Source organism: Shewanella woodyi ATCC 51908 (genome assembly GCF_000019525.1).
GTDB lineage: Bacteria > Pseudomonadota > Gammaproteobacteria > Enterobacterales > Shewanellaceae > Shewanella > Shewanella woodyi.
The window spans coordinates 1732003-1748891 of the sequence record NC_010506.1 but is presented as its reverse complement, the minus strand read 5'-3'; the positions used below and the strand labels follow the sequence as shown (position 1 = coordinate 1748891).

Genomic DNA, 16889 nt, shown 5'->3' with positions numbered 1-16889 from the left:
ATTAGCTTAACCTGTAGGTAATCATCTCTCCTTTTCTTACAAAGAGCTAAGATGATACTAATAAAAGATGCCCCCATTGAAGGAAAATAGGATGAAGCCAGCAGAAATAGAGCAGCTAGGATTGGAGTTATACCGGGCATTACGTAATCAAGAGATGTTACCACCGCTCACCGAACGTGAGCCACAACTGACCTTAGATGATGCTTATCAAGTCTCACAGTGTTTTCTACAGCATAGGCTCAATGATGGCGAGCGCGTTGTCGGTAAAAAAATAGGACTCACCAGTAAAGTGGTTCAAGAGATGCTAGGAGTTCATCAACCCGATTTTGGCTTTCTCACCGATGCCATGATGTTTGAGTCAGGCAGTGAGATCCCCTTCAATTCACCTCTCATTCAAGCCAAATCCGAAGGAGAGATCGCCTTTATCTTAAAGGCCGATCTTAAAGGGCCAAATGTGACACCACAAGATGTCATCGATGCCACCGAAAGTGTCGCGGCCTGCTTTGAGATTGTAGATTCTCGAGTCAAAGATTGGAAAATCAAGATAGAAGACACTGTTGCAGATAATGCCTCTTGCGGCATCTTTGTCATGGGTGATGAGCGTGTATCACCTCAGGATGTGGATTTTGAAAACTGCCAAATGGTGATAAAAAACCGAGGAGAGGTGGTCGCCACAGGACAAGGCTCTGCAGCACTAGGCTCTCCATTAAATTGTGTTGCCTGGCTTGCCAACACATTGGGCGATTATGGCATCAGTCTCAATGCAGGCGACATTATCTTATCGGGCTCACTTGCAGCCATGCTCCCCTGTCAGGCGGATGATGATATGAGTGTTGAAATCGAGGGAATTGGCACCGCCAGTTATCGCTTTATCACAACCTAAATAAGACAACCTACTTTGTACCTACAAGATGAGAAATCATAAAATGGTGAATAAAAAAATCAATATCGCCCTGATTGGCTCAGGCAATATCGGCACAGATCTGATGATAAAAGCCCTTAGAAGCAGTACGCTAAATCCAGTCTGGATGGTGGGAATAGATGAAAACTCTGACGGTCTTAAACGCGCTAAGGCGCTCGGGCTAAAAACCACCCACTTAGGTATAGATGAGCTACTAACTCATATTGAAGCAGATAATATTCAGATAGCCTTTGATGCCACCTCAGCTTATGTCCATGAAGAGAATAACCGCAAACTGCAAAGTAAGGGAGTGAAGGTTATCGATCTCACCCCTGCCGCTATTGGTCCCTACTGTATTCCGCCAGTTAATCTCGAGAGCTTACTTTCACAAACCGAGAACCAAACTCAAATAAACGATGGTTCAATATCGGGTAACTTAAATATGGTGACCTGTGGTGGTCAGGCGACCATTCCCATTATCGCTGCCATAAGTCGCGTTCAAAGCGTCGACTACGGTGAAATAGTCGCCACCATAGCTTCAAAATCAGCAGGCCCGGGTACACGCAAAAATATTGATGAGTTTACCCGAACAACTGCTGATGCCATCGAGCAGATAGGCGGGGCTCGCCAAGGTAAAGCCATTATCGTCATGAACCCCGCTGAACCACCACTTATGATGCGCGACACCGTTCACTGCTTGACTCAGGATGAACCTGACGTTGAAGCGATCACTGCATCAGTGCTCTCTATGATTGAACAGGTTCAAGAGTATGTTCCTGGTTATCGACTGAAAAATGGTCCTGTATTTGATGGTAACCGGGTATCGGTATTTCTTGAGGTCGCAGGCCTTGGGGACTATTTACCTGAATACGCGGGTAATCTGGATATTATGACCTCAGCAGCCCTCTGCACAGGTGAGATGTTAGCCCGTAACTTACGCTCAAACATGAGCGTCAAAGATAGCCACCACTAAATAGATATCGAAAAGGATCAAACATGAATATCAGTAATAAAAAAATCATCCTTCACGATATGTGTTTACGGGATGGTATGCATGCAAAGCGTCATCAAATAAGTTTGGCTGAGATGACTCAACTGGCCACAGCCCTTGATGATGCAGGAGTGCCGCTCATAGAGGTCACCCACGGCGATGGTTTGGGCGGTAACTCAGTGAATTATGGATTTGCCGCCCACAGCGATGAAGAGTATCTCTCCACCGTGATCCCTTTAATGAAACAGGCCAAGATATCAGCCCTGCTGCTGCCAGGAATTGGCACTGTCGATCACCTTCGAATGGCTCACGAGTTAGGCGTCAGCACGATACGTGTTGCAGCACAATGCACAGAAGCGGATGTGACTGAGCAACATATTTCACTCTCACGTCAACTGGGTTTAGACACGGTGGGCTTTTTGATGATGGCCCATATGCTTGAACCAAAAGCCCTGCTAGAGCAAGCCAAGTTGATGGAAAGTTACGGTGCAAACTGTATCTACTGTACCGATTCAGCTGGATATATGCTGCAAGATGATGTGTTTGAGCGTATCAGTGTACTGCGTGATGGCTTAAAGCCTGACACTCAAATTGGCTTTCACGGTCACCACAACTTAGCACTGGGTGTGGCTAACTCACTCACCGCAGTCGAAGCAGGTGCTGAACGTATCGATGGTTCGGCAGCGGGGCTCGGTGCAGGAGCAGGCAACACGCCTCTTGAAGTATTTAACGCTGTCGCTACTCGCATGGGCGCAAGCACCGATGTCGATGTGTTTAAATTGATGGCGGCGGCTGAGGAGATAGTGGTCCCCATGATGGATCAAGCGATCCGAGTCGACCGCGACTCCTTAGTACTAGGCTATGCAGGAGTTTACTCCTCCTTCTTGCTTCACGCCAAAAGGGCTGCAGAAAAATATGGTGTTCCCAGTGAAGCTATTTTACTAAAACTGGGGCAGATGAAAACCGTTGGTGGTCAGGAAGATATGATTGAAGATGTGGCCATTAATCTAGCCAAGAGCCGCTAGTAATACCAATCAGTATAAAGATTTGATCGCTCAGCGAGAGTTTAGCGGTCCTGAGGCAAGGCAACGAGTGAAGAGCATAGTTATTCTACGGTTTAGCTCGTTAACACAGCATCAGAACCGCTAAAACTCGCCTGTAGGGAGTGTTTTTGGCTGCCTACTTCTGCGTTGAATGTACTCATAAGGGAACAACCATTCTATCATCCATTCGCCTTGAATTAGTTTGCCAAAAGACACTCTGAGTAGATCAACTTCTTATACTGATTGGTATAAATAAAAGAGCCAGAGGTTAACCTTCTGGCTCTTTTAACTCACGATTAAGCAGTATTACACCAATCAGTATTAAATATCTTCAGGAGTCTCAAACAGTTGAGGCTGTTTTCTTTGCTTCTCATCCATCTCAACCGCAAAGCGTCTTAGATAAAAACTTGCCAGTGCTAACATCACACCAGTTACTGCAGCAATTAAGGCTAATGAGCCAAACCAGAACAGTGCCACCACACCCACCATATGACGATCGACCTCACTGGCATCTTTTTTACCATAAGCGTACATGGCTAGACGATAGACTTGGTTTTGGTTAATCAGGTGACTTATCTGTGTATTTAGCAAACGTTGCTCGTTACGTAACTCGAAGATCTGTTCATCGTATTTAAATACACGTTGAGAGATATCCTCAAGCTCAATACGCTTACCCTCTTCATAGAGCGCCACTTCACCTTTCGCAGTCTCTGTCATACTAAAGAAGTTATTTTTCTCATTTTTAGCGCGGTTAATGATGGCGTTTCTAACCCGAGAATTTTTAGCATAACGATCGCCAATCTCTTTCTTTTTCGCATCAATACGCTCATTTACATCATTGACTCTGCGCTGGTATTTACTGTTCACAAACTCAATCTGCTGACGAAGTTGGTTCTCCATAAGAGACTGTTTCTCAAGAGCGCTTCCACCTAAATAGCCCGTTGTGATCGTGCCTAGTTGACGCTCCTTTTCACTGATAAGTGCACGATACTTCTTCTCAACAGCCGCTTCGGTAAAGAAGTTAGAATCGTCCATTTCAGATTTCATCTCAGCTTTCAATGCATTTAACTCAGCCAATAAGCGAGTACGCTCATCCTTACTGCCAGTCACATTACCAACAATCGTGGCGGTAAACCTATCTTCAATGACGCCTTTCTCTTTAGTCCAGTCTCGATAGTAACCATCACGTATGGCCATCAAGCGATCTATCTCTTGTCTAAGGCCAGCTTCAAAGCCATGATCGATTGAAGCTAACTGCTTATTTTTAGCCAATTCAACTTGAAAAAGGTTTTCTGAAAGTTCAGTATCAAGAAGCTCTGTTTGAGCAGCTAACTCAGCATTCAGCTCCTCCTCAGTAAACTTCTGCACATGATCCCTACGCTTTTCAATCAGCTCTATTTGAGTATCAACATTCACTATCTCATTTTTTCTATTGTCGATGGCTCGACTGAGGTTTGAGAAGTTACGCTCAAAACCATTCAACATGGTTTCAAAGGTGATCAAACTCAGAAAAAACACAAAGAAGAGAAAAATAGAGCGCCAAAGCACGCTTTTCACATTCATAAAGGTAAAAACGAGGGGGATTTTACATAGCTCAACCACAGCAACCAGCAGGAAAGGTAACCCTGCAACAACAATGGATGAGGTACTATCAATCAGATCTGTATTTTCAAAGTTAGAGATAGATTTAAAAGCTGAAACAGCCATTAAAATTGAGATCGTAAAGCCAATTAATACTGCGATAACTTCCACAGTCCAAGCTAAACGGATTAAAAAGCGGGAGTAAAAATGCACATTTTCTCTGTCGTAATACATTATATAACCATTTTAATTTATTGTTATTTTCACATTCTGCTGTTCACAGATGCGGACTACTTGCGTAGAAAATAGTTTCGCTATTGATACCAATGGTAAAACCAGCCAACTACATACTTCGGAAAATAGCGATAAACTCACCTAACTTTGCGAGCCTCGCAGCCAAACCAACACAAGATAATTTGTTAAGACGAGCCAAAATCAACATAACAACTGAAAAGTGCCACCTCCCCAACCCAAGATTTAGAGCATAAAACCAAAAAGACAGTAAAAACCAGTTAAATCAACTGGGCGATAAATATTTTAACATAATTGCAAAAAAAATGAACAAGTGAAATAAATAGCAAAAAAGGCACTAAAGCGGAAGAGGGGAAGAGAGAAAACGAATAGTACTAATATCAGTAAGTATAAATAAAGGGCCCTCTATAGGGCCCTAAAAAGTACAGCAGCTTTTAAGGCATTAAGCAAAAAAGTAAGCTAATCCCTGTAAACAAGCTAAGGAGAAGATGCCAGCAAGCACATCATCTATCATGATCCCAAACCCACCTTTGACCTTGGCATCCAGCCAACGGATCGGCCATGGCTTAATAATGTCAAAAAAGCGGAACAGGGCAAAACCGATAACTAACCAAAGCCAACCGGCAGGAGCTGCAATCATAGTGATCAGCAAACCCGCTACTTCATCCCATACGATGGCACCGTGATCGTGCACTCCCATATCTTTAGCGGCTTTATCACAGATATAGAAACCGGCAATCACACTTAGCAGAGTTAAGCCTAAGTACCACTGAATACTTAGTGGAGCCATTAATAGATAGAGAGGAATAGCCGCCAAGGTACCAAAGGTGCCAGGAGCCTTTGCCATCATGCCAGAGCCAAAGCCTAAGGCTAAGAAATGGATAGGATTAGTCAGGGATAAGCGACTAAGGGCTTCATCTTTAGAAAGAAAGTTCATCAGGAAAAATGTTCAAATCCAATATTAATAGGGGTGTAAGGCTGACCATCACGAAGTAGTTTCAACTTATCACCTGTGCTTATCTGGCCTATCTGAGCAAATGAAACACCGGTATTTGCGAGAGCTATTTCAAGTGCCCCTTTTTGTGCTTCTGGAACACTAAAGAGCAGCTCATAATCTTCCCCCCCCGTTAATGCATAACTCAGTGCTTCCTCCTCTGTTACAGAGTTTTTAAGAGAAGCAGACAGTGGCAAGAGATCCACATCGATAGTGGCTCCAATACCAGACTGTTTTAGTAGATGCTGAATATCGCTCAGTAACCCATCGGAAAGATCGATAGCACTTGAAGCCAGCGTACGAAGGGCTTGACCTGCAAGTACTCGTGGCGTTGGGTAGTAGTGACGATTAATCAAAAAATCTGCATCTTCAGGACTCGACGCCCTGTTACCACGAATAAGATCTAGCCCCAAAGCCGAATCGCCTAGCGTGCCAGTGACGTAGATCCAATCACCAATTCTGGCACCACTTCGTGTTAAACCTGTGCCCGCTTGTACCTGCCCATTAACTGTAATTGTGATGGAGCGCGGCCCAAGAGTTGTGTCACCGCCAACAAGGGCAATATTGTAATACTCAGCAGCTTCAAATAGACCAGCACTGTAACTGGTTAACCACTGCTCATCCACTTCTGGCAATGTCAGCGCTAACGTCATCCAAGCAGGCTCTGCGCCCATAGAAGCAAGATCAGACAGATTAACCGCCAGTGATTTATAACCTAAGGCTTTTGGAGGAATATCGGGATAGAAGTGAACATTCTCGACTAAGGTGTCACAGGAGATTGCGATGGATTTATTGAGTGCGGGTGTCACTAAAGCACAGTCGTCACCAATACCTAGCTCAACGTCACGGCGTGACTGAGCTTGCTTGGCAAAAAAGTGTTCGATTAATTGAAATTCTTTCACAGGAATAAGCTCTCGTTAGCTGGATAATAAAGCTAAAATAAGACCAAGTATAGATGAAATTTGCTGCTACCTGAGTACTGAAATAGAGGAAGAAAGACAAAAAAAACGGCATCCAAAGATGCCGCCTGTTGTATTACTTACGACCTACAATCTTGTCGAGAATACCATTTACGAACTTATGGCCATCTTCGGCACCGAACGCTTTCGCTAGTTCGATAGCCTCATTAATTGCCACTTTATAAGGTACATCCTTACGGAATGTAAGCTCATAAGTTGCCAGTCTTAACACAGCTTTCTCTATAGGAGAGACCTCATCATAAGGACGCTCAATATGAGGTGTGATCAACTCGTCTATTTGAGCCTGTTTTGTCGCTGTTCCCGATAGTAGCTCACGGAAGTAAGTTACATCGATACCATCAATCTTCTGCTCAGTTAGAAACTCATGCTCAACATCAGCAATGTTATTTCCACTTAACTGCCAAGAGTAAATGGCTTGAACGGCTAAACGGCGGGCCTTGCGGCGCTCAGAAGGCTTCATCTCTATTCCTAATCTTGCAACTGCTGTTCTAGTTCTTGCAGCACGTTGACCATTTCAAGCAGACCAAGTGCAGCTTCACCGCCCTTGTTACCCGCTTTAGTACCTGAGCGTTCAATCGCTTGCTCTATGGTATCGGTAGTCAAAACGCCAAATGAAACAGGAAGATCGAACTCAAGTGCAACCTGAGCTAGACCTTTGTTACATTCACCTGCAACAAAATCAAAGTGTGGCGTACCGCCACGGATAACTGCACCTAGTGCAATTATGCCATCAAATTTACCGCTAGCAGCAACACGACGTGCAGCCAAGGGTAACTCTACCGCTCCAGGTACACGTATTACTGTGATGTTCTCATCAGCAACCTGACCAAAGCGTTTCAGTGTATCGACCGCACCTTCAAGTAAACTTTCAACAACAAAGCTGTTAAAACGTGATACTACGATAGCAACCTTTGCATTTTTCGACTCGATATTACCTTGAACTACGTTCATTTATCTTACCTAAATTAGCTAATTTTACCGGCACGGGCACGGAAGAGGCAGTATGATAGCACAGCCTGCCGCTGGTTCCCCATGCAATTATTTATAAATTTATATAATTCTATTCAGAAATGTACTCTGTCACTTCTAAACCGAAACCTGAAAGAGAGTGGTAGCGCTTCGGTGAGCTCAACAGACGCATCTTAGTCACGCCCACACTCGCTAAAATTTGAGAACCCACACCCACTTGGCTAGAGGTTCCTTTCCACTTAGCCGCCGCAACCGCTTGACCTTTATCTTCAAGTTCAAAGGCTTTCACTTTGGCTAGAATATCACTGCTGTGCTCTTGGTGACCAAGAAGTACTAGTACACCACCTTCATCAGCAATACGTTTCATCGCCTTCTCAAGTGGCCAGCTGCGCTCTTGATCACGCTCAGAGTGAAGTAGATCATTAAAGGTGTTTTGCAGATGTACTCGAACTAAGCCATCCTCTTTCACTTCGCCTTTAATCAATACATAGTGAAGTTGGTTATCGATAGTGTCTCTGAAGGTCAACATATCGAACTCACCAAAACGGGTTGGCAACTTACATTGAGCTTCACGAACCACATTGGTCTCTTTGGTATTACGATACTCAATAAGGTCTGCAATCGTGCCCATCTTAAGACCATGCTCTTTAGCGAAGATCTCCAGATCAGGACGACGAGCCATTGTGCCATCATCATTGAGGATCTCAACGATAACCGACGAGGCTTCAAAACCAGCAAGACGGGCTAAATCACAACCCGCTTCAGTGTGACCTGCGCGGATAAGTACCCCGCCCTCTTTCGCCATTAATGGAAAGATGTGACCTGGCTGAACAATATCACTTGGCTTGGCATCTTTACCTACTGCCGCAAGTACTGTCACAGCGCGATCTTGCGCCGAAATACCAGTGGTTACCCCCTCTGCGGCTTCAATAGAAACCGTGAAATTGGTAGAGAACTGCGCATTATTGTCACTCACCATCAAGGGCAGGTTTAACTGCTGACAGCGCGCCTGAGTTAAGGTCTGACAAATTAAACCACGACCAAACTTGGCCATAAAGTTAATCGCTTCAGCGGTAACCATATCTGCCGCCATGATCAGATCGCCTTCATTCTCTCTATCTTCATCGTCCATCAAGATAACCATTTTACCGAGGCGAATATCTTCGATGATCTCTTCTATACTGTGTAACGACATTGTAAGGCCTTAATGTTTAATTCTAATGTAATTTTACTAAAGTAAATCGGTATTAAGTTTACCGCCATCTTCTAGCGTAAAAAACCTGAACGAGCGAGCAGATCCATGGTCACGTTCGACTCAGGTGTTTGTGCTTTATCGCCGGCATAACTCATTAAACGCTCCAGATGACGGGCAATAAGATCAACCTCAAGGTTTACCGTATCACCGGCCTTCATATCCACTAAGGTGGTTTCACCAGCAGTATGGGGCACTATGGTCAATCTAAAGCGGTTATCTTGTACTTCATTGACGGTCAAACTGACCCCATCGATAGTGATAGAGCCTTTATGAGCGATATACCTAGCTAACTCGGCTGGCGCGGTTAACCAGAACTCAATCGCTTTACCGCGAAGCTGTCTGTCATCAACCGATGCGATACCATCGACATGACCGCTGACCATATGTCCACCAAGACGAGTCGTTGGCGTTACCGCTTTCTCAAGGTTAACCTTTCGTCCAACTTGATAGTGAGCAAAACCAGTTAAACTCACCGTTTCAGCTGAGATGTCGGCCACATAGCCATCACTCATGCACTCAACAACGGTCAGACACACGCCATTAGTGGCAATACTGTCACCGAGGCGAACATCACCTAAGTCTAACTTTCCACTGGCTACGGTAAGGCGAATATCATCACCACGACGTTCAATTTTGCGCAGTGTACCTACTGATTCAATGATCCCGGTAAACATGAATTATGACCTTATATCTAAAGTTAAGCGGGTATCAGCCCCGACTTTACGTTCATCGACAAGCTTGATAGCCGGTATCTGTGACATGGCTGTATACTCAGGAAGTGTGATTAGATTACGTCCACTTGAACCTAACATTTTCAGCGCCTGATAAAGCACCAACTCATCACCATGGCCCTTGGCAATAACACTCCCTGCCAAAGTTGCCCCCGCTTCAATAAGCACTGAGTTACACTGCTTTCCTAAATATTTAAACAGCTCATTGAGATCCACACGCCCAGACTCATCACAGTTCAACTTTACCTGCTTAACATGTGACGGCCAGCTTTGCTGCTCTATAGCTGGATAATCATCACAAGAGACCAGAAGAATGGGCGACTCAATCGCAAATAGGGCTAAGTCTGATGTCACCCGAGCACGGCTATCTAATACGACGCGAAGTGGTTGATGTAGATCGCTTTCGCTATGCCTATCGGCTAATGAACCCAACTCGCTATGGCGAACATTAAGTGATGGATTATCAGCCAAGATGGTCTCAACACCTGTCACCAAGGCGCAGTGACGGGCACGAAGTCTTTGTACATCACGGCGAGCCTCTGGACCTGTGATCCATTTTGAAGCGCCATTGGCTAATGCCGTTTTGCCATCTAAGCTCGAAGCCAGTTTAACCGTCACCCAAGGTAGACCAGTCTCCATACGCTTCATAAAGCCGGGATTGATCTTATAGGCTTCATCTTGAAGTAAACCAACATCAACTTGAATACCAGCATCCCTGAGCATGGCAATACCACGTCCACAGACCTGAGGATTGGGATCTTCAACTGCAACGACAACGCGAGCAAGCTTATTGTGAATAAGGGCTTCAGCACAGGGTGGTGTACGACCATAATGGCTGCATGGCTCAAGGGTAACATAGGCTGTTGCGCCTTTGGCCCCTAAATTGGAATCACTATTTGCCATTGCCAGAGCATGCACTTCAGCATGGGGGCCACCCGCTTTGATATGGAAACCTTCGCCGAGGATCTGTCCATCTTTGGTGACCACACAACCCACACACGGGTTTGGCTGCGTGGTATATAAACCTTGGCGCGCCAGTTTGATGGCGCGGCTCATCATCTCAATATCTTCTACAGACCAGTTCATGGAGTAACCTTCAATTGAGCCTGCTATTTCTGTAGTTTAGCGATCGCATCGCCAAACTCTGAAACATCTTCAAAAGCACGATAGACAGAGGCAAAACGGATATAGGCAACCTTATCGAGATTCACCAACTGCTCCATCATCAAGTTACCTATCATCTCTGACTTGATCTCTCGCTCTCCGGTTCCACGCAGCGTTGACTTAATTTTAGTCAAAGCTTGTTCGATTTGATCCATCGAAACCGGACGCTTCTCGACAGCCCTAAGCATGCCGCCACGTAACTTCTCTTCATCGAAAGGCTGACGACTACCATCTTGTTTTACCACCCGAGGCATAACGAGTTCAGCGCCTTCAAAGGTAGTAAATCTTTCATGACACTCAGCACACTCGCGACGACGTCTGACTTGATGACCATCGGCCACCAAACGGGAATCGATCACCTTAGTATCAGTTGCGCTGCAAAATGGACAATGCATTGAGCCTCCAGCGGAAAAATAGAATAAAAACGATCGGTTAGAGTCTAAACTCTAAAGGTAAGTCAGCCAAGACTCAATCACAATCGTCAGATACAAAAATGGCCGCTATAAAAGCGGCCACCGAAGTTTACCTGATTTAACCCTTAAGGTTAACCGTAAACAGGGAACTTAGCGCACAATTCAAGAACCTGGTTCTTAACACGCTCAATTGTTCCTTCGTTAGTAATGTCATCTAGCACATCACACATCCAATTAGTCAGTTCAACCGCTTGCGCTTCTTTAAAGCCACGGCGAGTGATTGCTGGAGAACCGATACGCAGACCTGAGGTCACAAATGGTGAGCGCGGATCGTTTGGTACTGAGTTTTTGTTAACAGTAATGTTAGCAAGACCTAGCGCTGCATCAGCATCTTTACCTGTGATATCTTTGCTGATTAAATCAAGCAAGAACAGATGGTTATCTGTACCGCCCGACACAACATCATAGCCACGTTCGATAAAGGTTTTAGCCATCGCCTGCGCATTAACTACAACCTGCTCTTGGTAAGCGGTGAACTCAGGCTCTAACGCCTCTTTAAATGCAACCGCTTTAGCAGCGATAACATGCATTAAAGGACCACCTTGGCCACCAGGGAAAACGGCAGAGTTCAGCTTCTTGTAGATAGCTTCATCATCAATTGCAGAAAGAATTAGACCACCACGAGGGCCTGCAAGTGTCTTATGAGTTGTGGTTGTCACAACATGGGCATGTGGAAGCGGATTTGGATAGATACCCGCTGCGATTAGACCCGCTACGTGAGCCATATCAACAAACAGGTAAGCACCTACTTTGTCTGCAATCTCACGGAACTTGCCCCAATCAATGATACCTGAGTAAGCACTGAAACCTGCGATAATCATCTTTGGCTTATGCTCAACAGCAAGACGCTCAACTTCAGCGTAATCGATCTTACCTGTTGTTTCGTCAATACCATATTGAACAGAGTTATAAAGCTTACCAGAGAAGCTAACGTGTGAGCCGTGAGTCAGGTGACCACCATGAGCTAGGCTCATGCCTAGTACTGTATCACCGCCTTCAAGCAGCGCCATAAATACAGCTGCGTTTGCTTGTGAACCAGAGTGTGGTTGAACGTTAGCATAGGTAGCACCAAACAGCTCTTTAGCACGAGAAATCGCTAACTCTTCAGCAATATCAACATGCTCACAACCGCCGTAGTAACGCTTACCAGGGTAGCCTTCGGCGTACTTGTTAGTCAGCTGAGAACCTTGAGCTTCCAGAACACGTGGACTGGTGTAATTTTCTGAAGCGATAAGTTCGATGTGCTCTTCTTGACGACGAGTCTCATCTTGAATCGCTTGAAACAGTTGTGGATCAAAGTCCGCGATATTCATATCTTTTTTCAGCATTGCTTACTCCAGCTGTAAATACTTATAGTAGGGTTGCGCGGTATTCTACAGCGCATTTGATCACAATCACAGTATTTGAAAGATGAAATTAGCTACAGTTAATGATGAACATGACTCACATGGTCATCAAATCCAGACTGTCGCTGATATTTAAAGCTGTTTTATCTAGAAAAATCCCTTAAACCGTTAGTTTGATAGCGATTATAGAAAACACTTTTCTCAGTAAAATCACTCCCCCTCTCATGGTAAATAGCGAGACCTCTCACTTCCTATCAAATATCTAAGAGAACTCTGTTTAGCTTCCCCATTTAATCAAGTAGAATCATGCCATTGTTTTGTCATAGAAGATGAAAATCATGGCTCAGTTTGTATACAGCATGCTTAGAGTGGGTAAGATAGTCCCGCCTAAAAAGCAGATCCTTAAAGATATCTCATTAAGCTTTTTCCCAGGCGCAAAAATTGGTGTTTTGGGTCTGAACGGCTCAGGTAAGTCCACCCTACTTCGCATCATGGCCGGTATCGATACCGAAATTGAGGGTGAAGCGCGTCCAATGCAGGACCTTAAGATAGGTTACCTGCCTCAAGAGCCTAAGCTTGATGAGAACCAAACCGTTCGTGAAGCGATTGAAGAAGCAGTATCGGTAGCTAAAAATGCCCTAACTCGTCTCGATGAAGTTTATGCACTTTACGCAGAACCTGACGCTGACTTTGATGCCCTTGCCAAAGAGCAGGGACAACTTGAAGCGATCATTCAGTCACAAGATGCCCATAACCTAGACAACATCCTAGAGCGCGCCGCTAATGCCCTGCGTCTTCCTGATTGGGATGAAAAAATAGCCGTATTATCTGGTGGTGAGCGCCGCCGTGTGGCCATCTGTCGTCTGCTACTCGAAAAGCCTGACATGCTGCTTCTCGATGAGCCTACCAACCACTTGGACGCTGAGTCTGTTGCTTGGCTAGAACGCTTTTTACAAGACTACACTGGCACCGTTGTGGCAATTACCCACGATAGATACTTCCTCGACAACGCCGCGGGTTGGATCTTAGAACTCGACCGTGGTGAAGGTATTCCATGGGAGGGTAACTACTCCTCTTGGCTTGAGCAGAAAGATGCTCGTCTGCAACAGGAATCAGCCACAGAAAGCGCTCGTCAAAAGACTATTGCCAAGGAGCTTGAGTGGGTACGTCAAGGCTCAAAAGGACGTCAGTCTAAAGGTAAAGCGCGTATGGCTCGCTTTGAAGAGCTCAATACAAATGATTACCAAAAGCGTAACGAAACCAATGAGCTGTTCATTCCACCTGGACCACGTTTAGGTGACAAGGTTATCGAGATTAATAACCTGACTAAATCCTATGGCGATCGCGTACTTATCGATGACTTAAGCTTTACTGTCCCTAAAGGGGCTATCGTCGGTATTATCGGTGCCAACGGTGCGGGTAAATCAACCCTGTTCAAGATGATCTCAGGTGCAGAGCAGCCAGATAGCGGCACAGTTGAACTCGGTGAATCTGTACAGATTGCCTCGGTTGAGCAGTTCCGTGATTCGATGAACGATAAGAACACGGTATGGCAGGAGATCTCAGGTGGGCAGGATATTATGCGCATCAACAACACTGAGATCCCATCTCGTGCCTACGTGGGACGTTTTAACTTCCGCGGTGGCGATCAGCAGAAGATCATCGGCACCCTATCGGGCGGTGAGCGTAACCGAGTTCATTTAGCAAAACTGCTGCAAGCTGGCGGTAACGTGTTGCTACTCGATGAGCCAACCAACGACTTGGACGTTGAAACTCTACGTGCACTGGAAGAGGCTCTACTTGAGTTCCCAGGTTGTGCCATGGTTATCTCTCACGATCGTTGGTTCCTCGATAGAATCGCCACCCACATTCTTGACTACCGCGATGAGGGTAAAGTGAACTTCTACGAAGGCAACTACACCGAATACTCAACTTGGTTAAAAGAGACCTATGGTACTGATGTGGTTGAGCCACATCGTCTTAAGTACAAGCGTATGAGCTAGCGAGTAACGAGTAGCTCAGAATAATGACTAGCCACTCTTTATAGGGTGGCTTTTTGTTTTTACCCAAAGGGGGATTACTTGTCGGATAACAAGTTACTTAAATATCTATTTTATTGGGTTCATTGGGCTGGGTATGTATTTGATCAGCTTGTTGGGAACCATAACTTCATTGTTATCCATTGCTTGCAGCATGCCTTACGTGTAAATACTTCTGTGGGACGCTGGCTCTTGATGTCATAAGAGTCCATCCTTGGCCGCTCTGCGGTTTCCAATAACTTCCCTGTTAAACGGCCAGTTCGATATCCCTATCTCTCGTTCGCAGAGTTTCACTATGTGAAACCTCACCTTGAAACCTAAGGTCACAGCCGCCTTCACACCTGATTGTTTATCTCTTCGATTGAAGTTTACTAGTCTTCTCTAAATCGTTTCTGGACAAAAGTGAGCTAGTTATACTCTGCTCAAAAATAGTTAAAGACCAAGCCAAAGCTATTCACCACGGAGAGCACAGAGGACACGAAGAAGAGCGAAATCTAAAGCCCTGTTCTCTAAATCTTAGTATTTTAAATCTTTGAGTTCTAGATCTTTACCTCCGTATTCTCCGTGCAGCGAAGCGCTCCGTGGTAAGAATGCTGTTTGTTTTCGTTAAGCATCAAGACAAAGCTGATCCCCTCGGCGGAGGAAAAAGGCATGAAGCAAGGGGTAGGATGAGGGAAAAGAAATGGTTCCGTTGATTTCTATGGGTGTCCACTTAAGGTGATTTCGGCTTATACAATGATAATACGAGTGTTCTCCAAGCTGACTAAAATAAATCTAGCCAGCCATTATTAATCAATAACATAACGGCTCTACTGCCGATGTTCAATATTCTTACGACACAAAAGCTTCTCTAACTCTACGAAGTAGATTCTTAAGCTGGTATATGACTGAAAATAGTGGTTTTAGTGCTGGAATGATGAATTTAAAATGTGGAGAGTTCATCCATACTATTTGCCATGGACTCTTTAGCAGTTGAGGTTATTCAAATAAATTAATCAGCTTGAAAGTGCAGACAACTTTTTGAGAAATGCCGTCGACGTTTTTGAAGGTGCTCACAATAGCGTGTTAACGATTGTGTTTCCCCTACTGGGCCGTGAAACAGTTTGCCAAACTCTGAGGTCAATTTTATCCAGTTGTCTGATGAAATATTCAATCTTGTCAGTATCTTTGTACTGTTAGCAGAGATAGAACCTCTCTTGTCATCACGGATAATTCTACCCGTTTCATCAACTAACTCTAGGTAATCCTTCAGTGCGAAGTTTATTCCCTTCGGCTGATTGAGCTGCTCATCTCCAATAAAAGGGAGTAGCTTAGTGGGTTGCTCTCCTTTCAACGCAGCATTAACCCTAAGTTGTATACTGGTGTGGTCTGAATTCTCAAGTGTATCAACCATTTTGGCTCGAATAGGGTTGAGTTCAACATAGGCCATACAGGCCAGCACCGCCGCTTCATCAAGCAAGGCTTGACTCTTAAAGCGCCCTTCCCAGAAATGGCCTGTGCAATTATCTTCGATATTCGCTTTTCTTGCTATCGGCTCATTAAGACAGCGCATAAACCAACTAATATCGCACAAGCGTGAGCGGTAAGTGGCAATAAGGTGTTTTAATTTAGCCACTTGATACTCTTCTATCACTTCACCCTTAGCAAACTTTTGTGTGATTTCAGTACCACTAAACAGCTTATGCCATTGCTCAACTACCGTTCTATCTGACCATCTATTCACTGTTTCAAGGTCAACATAAAGCACAACATGTAGGTGATTGCTCATCACGGCATACGCAGCAACATCAATTGCAAACACCCCCGCTAATTTCAGTAACTGGGATTCGACCCAATCACGCCTGTGGTCATAGTTTTTACCTGTGAATTTATCATCCCCTAGCAACATGGCACGTCTAGTCACTCTGGAGCAGCAATGGTACCAAGGCGTGTCTTCAATACTTATCTGGGTTCTTCTGGGACGAGGCATGGTTAACTCCTACTGGTTACCGATAATTAAAGCTTAGTAGGAGGTGCGGAATTTACGCAATTAACTATGCCTGTCCCCATTTATTTTCGCGGTGCTGAGATGCATTTCAAAAAATGCCTATAATTCACTTTACACCTTTGTCACCTAAGGTAATCTGCACCTGCCCCAACCGAGGTCAAATTGGTAACAATCTAGGCATAA

15 protein-coding genes are annotated in these 16889 nt (G+C 44.9%); 4 read left to right on the top strand and 11 right to left on the bottom strand.

The genetic code is table 11. From position 1 onward, the window contains the following. The first annotated feature begins 91 nt into the window (after nt 1–91). The 3 genes from SWOO_RS07095 to dmpG are packed head-to-tail and all read left to right on the top strand — an operon-like array spanning nt 92 to nt 2917. Nucleotides 92–883 (top strand): fumarylacetoacetate hydrolase family protein, encoded by a 792-nt coding sequence (locus SWOO_RS07095; RefSeq protein ID WP_012324030.1) that lies wholly within the window; start codon nt 92–94, stop codon nt 881–883. A gap of 43 nt (nt 884–926) precedes the next feature. Further along, nucleotides 927–1874: an acetaldehyde dehydrogenase (acetylating) gene (locus SWOO_RS07090; protein ID WP_407636067.1), complete on the top strand. Its 948-nt coding sequence runs from the start codon at nt 927–929 to the stop codon at nt 1872–1874. Between the two features lie 23 nt (nt 1875–1897). Beyond that, nucleotides 1898–2917, top strand: a complete 1020-nt coding sequence (gene dmpG, locus SWOO_RS07085) for a 4-hydroxy-2-oxovalerate aldolase (protein WP_012324028.1) — start codon at nt 1898–1900, stop codon at nt 2915–2917. A 339-nt stretch (nt 2918–3256) separates the two neighbouring features. On the opposite strand, the gene SWOO_RS07080 is transcribed toward dmpG, so the two are convergent. The 10 genes from SWOO_RS07080 to glyA all read right to left on the bottom strand — a co-directional run bounded on the left by SWOO_RS07080 (nt 3257) and on the right by glyA (nt 12662). Further along, on the bottom strand, nt 3257–4750 hold the full coding sequence (locus tag SWOO_RS07080) for a hypothetical protein (RefSeq protein ID WP_012324027.1): 1494 nt from the start codon (nt 4748–4750) through the stop codon (nt 3257–3259). A gap of 460 nt (nt 4751–5210) precedes the next feature. Then, on the bottom strand, nt 5211–5705 hold the full coding sequence (locus SWOO_RS07075; RefSeq protein ID WP_012324026.1) for a phosphatidylglycerophosphatase A family protein: 495 nt from the start codon (nt 5703–5705) through the stop codon (nt 5211–5213). Further along, complete coding sequence (gene thiL, locus SWOO_RS07070) at nt 5705–6664, bottom strand: thiamine-phosphate kinase (protein ID WP_012324025.1); 960 nt, start codon at nt 6662–6664, stop codon at nt 5705–5707. Before thiL ends, SWOO_RS07075 begins: the two co-directional genes overlap by 1 nt. A 133-nt stretch (nt 6665–6797) precedes the next feature. After that, nucleotides 6798–7202, bottom strand: coding sequence for a transcription antitermination factor NusB (gene nusB / locus SWOO_RS07065; RefSeq protein WP_012324024.1), 405 nt, complete (start codon nt 7200–7202; stop codon nt 6798–6800). Between the two features lie 8 nt (nt 7203–7210). Then, complete coding sequence (ribH, locus tag SWOO_RS07060) at nt 7211–7693, bottom strand: 6,7-dimethyl-8-ribityllumazine synthase (RefSeq protein ID WP_012324023.1); 483 nt, start codon at nt 7691–7693, stop codon at nt 7211–7213. A 109-nt stretch (nt 7694–7802) separates the two neighbouring features. After that, nucleotides 7803–8906: a bifunctional 3,4-dihydroxy-2-butanone-4-phosphate synthase/GTP cyclohydrolase II gene (gene ribBA, locus SWOO_RS07055; RefSeq protein ID WP_012324022.1), complete on the bottom strand. Its 1104-nt coding sequence runs from the start codon at nt 8904–8906 to the stop codon at nt 7803–7805. 71 nt (nt 8907–8977) lie between these two features. After that, nucleotides 8978–9640, bottom strand: a complete 663-nt coding sequence (locus SWOO_RS07050; RefSeq protein ID WP_012324021.1) for a riboflavin synthase — start codon at nt 9638–9640, stop codon at nt 8978–8980. 3 nt (nt 9641–9643) lie between these two features. Further along, entirely contained in the window at nt 9644–10783 is a 1140-nt protein-coding gene (ribD, locus tag SWOO_RS07045) for a bifunctional diaminohydroxyphosphoribosylaminopyrimidine deaminase/5-amino-6-(5-phosphoribosylamino)uracil reductase RibD (protein ID WP_012324020.1), read from the bottom strand. A gap of 23 nt (nt 10784–10806) precedes the next feature. After that, the gene (gene nrdR, locus SWOO_RS07040) at nt 10807–11256 is read right to left on the bottom strand and encodes a transcriptional regulator NrdR (RefSeq protein WP_012324019.1); all 450 of its coding nucleotides are present in this window, start codon (nt 11254–11256) and stop codon (nt 10807–10809) included. A gap of 149 nt (nt 11257–11405) precedes the next feature. Beyond that, nucleotides 11406–12662 carry a serine hydroxymethyltransferase gene (gene glyA, locus SWOO_RS07035; protein WP_012324018.1) on the bottom strand — a complete coding sequence of 419 codons (1257 nt, stop codon included), beginning with the start codon at nt 12660–12662 and terminating at the stop codon, nt 11406–11408. A gap of 356 nt (nt 12663–13018) precedes the next feature. Here glyA and ettA point away from each other — a divergent pair, with 356 nt between their 5' ends. Further along, a complete protein-coding gene (gene ettA, locus SWOO_RS07030; protein ID WP_012324017.1) occupies nt 13019–14683 on the top strand; it encodes an energy-dependent translational throttle protein EttA in 1665 nt (554 codons plus the stop codon). Nucleotides 14684–15710: 1027 nt separating this feature from the next. On the opposite strand, the gene SWOO_RS07025 is transcribed toward ettA, so the two are convergent. Then, on the bottom strand, nt 15711–16688 hold the full coding sequence (locus SWOO_RS07025) for a hypothetical protein (RefSeq protein ID WP_012324016.1): 978 nt from the start codon (nt 16686–16688) through the stop codon (nt 15711–15713). Between the last annotated feature and the right edge of the window lie 201 nt (nt 16689–16889).